Source organism: Acetobacter papayae JCM 25143 (genome assembly GCF_000613285.1).
In the GTDB taxonomy this organism is placed as follows: domain Bacteria; phylum Pseudomonadota; class Alphaproteobacteria; order Acetobacterales; family Acetobacteraceae; genus Acetobacter; species Acetobacter papayae.
This window is the reverse complement of the sequence record NZ_BAIN01000136.1, coordinates 1-2,204: the sequence shown is the minus strand read 5'-3', so window position 1 is coordinate 2,204 and position 2,204 is coordinate 1. Positions and strand designations below refer to the sequence as shown.

Annotated in this window: 4 protein-coding genes and 1 pseudogene; 1 reads left to right on the top strand and 4 read right to left on the bottom strand. The window is 63.6% G+C overall.

The genetic code is table 11. The features are described 5' to 3' along the window. The 4 genes from JCM25143_RS14915 to JCM25143_RS14900 all read right to left on the bottom strand — a co-directional run. The coding region (locus tag JCM25143_RS14915) for a DUF2155 domain-containing protein (protein WP_025861809.1) at positions 1 to 338 on the bottom strand (338 nt) is incomplete at its 3' end. A 187-nt stretch (positions 339 to 525) separates the two neighbouring features. Further along, on the bottom strand, positions 526 to 738 hold the full coding sequence (locus tag JCM25143_RS14910) for a hypothetical protein (RefSeq protein ID WP_025861807.1): 213 nt from the start codon (positions 736 to 738) through the stop codon (positions 526 to 528). A gap of 48 nt (positions 739 to 786) precedes the next feature. Then, complete coding sequence (gene mlaD / locus JCM25143_RS14905) at positions 787 to 1,320, bottom strand: outer membrane lipid asymmetry maintenance protein MlaD (RefSeq protein WP_025861805.1); 534 nt, start codon at positions 1,318 to 1,320, stop codon at positions 787 to 789. A gap of 55 nt (positions 1,321 to 1,375) precedes the next feature. Further along, positions 1,376 to 1,756, bottom strand: a complete 381-nt coding sequence (locus JCM25143_RS14900) for an NADH-ubiquinone oxidoreductase subunit NDUFA12 family protein (protein ID WP_025861804.1) — start codon at positions 1,754 to 1,756, stop codon at positions 1,376 to 1,378. A 224-nt stretch (positions 1,757 to 1,980) separates the two neighbouring features. On the opposite strand from JCM25143_RS14900, the pseudogene JCM25143_RS20320 reads away from it, so the two are divergent. After that, positions 1,981 to 2,204: pseudogene (locus tag JCM25143_RS20320) on the top strand (vitamin B12-dependent ribonucleotide reductase); the annotation flags it as partial.

Below are 2,204 nucleotides of genomic sequence, written 5' to 3'. Positions count from 1 at the left end.
TGCGGCGTAGCCGAGGGCAGAACTGGCACCACAGGTGTTGCCAACGGCAGGGGCGTGGGCGCGGTGTTCTGCCCTTCGCACCGGATCATCCGCACATCGTAAAGCGGGCTTTCAAACACGCCCAGCGCGGGCTCGGCCGCCAGCATCCAGCCATGAAACGCCACGCCATCGGGGTGGGTATCGCGCAGGTCGAGCCATGCGGCGGCATCAGGCGCGAGCGTGGGCGGACGCGCAACGCAGCGAACAACCCCTATGTCCAGATTTTTGTAATGGGCTGTCCCGCCAACCGGCACGGACAACACCTCCACATGGCTATCGAGCTTGTCCAGCACACGCACGACCGCAACGGTCTTGCCCTGCCATGTATCCGCCGGATAAACGGCAGGAGGGCCACGCCCACACCAGCGGCATGGCCCTGCCCCCCGGCAAGCCCGATTGCGCCCGCCAGCAGAACACCCATACCGGTTAGAACGCCACGCCCGGCTCCGGTTGCTTCACGCCCTTGCGGGCGGCCTGTCCGCATGGTCATGCGCCCATCCGCGGAGAACGCAACGCCTGCACCAGTTCAGCAAGCCGCTCGCGCAGAACCTGTTCGCTTACACCCATCAGTACCGCATCCTCAAAGGCATCCGTCAGAACCTGCTGCACATCCTGCCAGTTTTCTTCCAGCACCCGGATTTTCTCCTGACACGAGACGGGCTGCCCGTCTTCCTGTGGCCAGATACGCAACGCTTCCATACTGCCTGTTTCCTGTATCAAATCCACAACCCTACCGGAGGGAGTGCCTCAAGGCGCATCACCATGGCCGGAATCCGCATGCTCCGCCGGGGGCTTGCCGGTGCGGGTAAGGGTATCCGTCACGGAGAAAATGAACTTGCTCAGAAGCTGTTCCAGACTGATGGAACCCTGCGTCTGTGTCATGGTCGCGCCGGGGCTGAGGGTTTTGTCATCCCCCCCCGGAGACAGGGCGATATATTTACCGCCCAGCAGGCTGTCACTGGTGATAATGGCCGCCGTATCAGCCGACAGGTGCAGGTCGGGGCGGACGGTAAAAACCACATGCGCCTTGAAGGTCTGCGGATTGACGCTTTCCGATACCACATGGCCGACCGTAACCCCGGCCAGCCGCACATCGGAGCCGATATCCAGCCCGTCTATATGGGAGAAGTCAGCGCCCAGTTGATAACCGTCGCCATTACTCTTGCGCCCCTCGCCCAGAACGGTCGCCACCAGCATGGCCGCCAGCGCGCACAGCACGACAGCCCCCGTTACAAGCTCGGCGATGTCGCGCCGCGATTTTTCCGCCATTGCAAAAGCCATGAACAGACCACACTCCCTGTTGGTGGCAACACCCTAGCAGGGAATGCGCGGCAAATCACGCCTTGGACGTATCGCCCGGTGTCCATGCCTCGTAATCACCCGTTGCGGGCGGGTGTTTGCCGGTTACGTACAGGCTGCCCTGCGGGCGGTACGCTCCCGGGCCACCGGTCAGGTTAGGCTGGTGGGGCAGTTGCCACGGCTTGCGCTCAGTAGCGGGAATCGGGGCTTCGAGCATGTGGTGCAGCCACCCCCACCATTCTGGCGGTACGGCGGAGGGGTCTTCCCCCTTATGGTAGATCACCCAGCGCTCAGGGCGTTCAACCCCTCCGCCCAGGCGGGCGGGGCCGGTGGATTCATAATAGCAGCGGCCATCGGCGTCCTTGCCGATCAGCCGCCCTTTCCGGCGCGTATGCAGCCATGTTCCGAAATTTGCCATGGCTCGCATGATAGGACTCCGGCGCGGCATCCGTCGATGGTTTTGTCGTCCATGCCCCCATCACCTGTGCGAGACCGGACAGGCTGAAAAGTTATCCCCCATATCCTCGTTATAAAGAGTATCAATGCCGCTGGCGGGCCACCAAACCGGCTTACCTCCGCTACAGCCGGAGCGATAAACTGCCCAACATGACAACCGCCACACACCCCTGGAACGGTGTGCTGATGAGCACACTGGACGCCGCCGCCGACCCGGATGCGCCGCTCCGCCCCGTAACACTCCCCGCGGAGTGGGATACGGAGGCGGCTGCCGCTCTTGCACAGCTTGTACCGGGCGACGATCCGATCGACCTTCCCTCGCTGGCCGATGGCTGGACGCGCGTGTTCGCCCCGGACAGCGCCACGGCGCGTTCGCTGGTCTGGCTGCTGCTGACCCGACAGGCCGCGCC

Excerpts from the sequence above, each read along its gene's own strand:
- JCM25143_RS14910 (WP_025861807.1), bottom strand. The coding sequence starts at position 738 with ATGGAAGCGTTGCGTATCTGGCCACAGGAAGACGGGCAGCCCGTCTCG.
- mlaD (WP_025861805.1), bottom strand. The coding sequence starts at position 1,320 with ATGGCTTTTGCAATGGCGGAAAAATCGCGGCGCGACATCGCCGAGCTT.
- JCM25143_RS14900 (WP_025861804.1), bottom strand. The coding sequence starts at position 1,756 with ATGGCAAATTTCGGAACATGGCTGCATACGCGCCGGAAAGGGCGGCTG.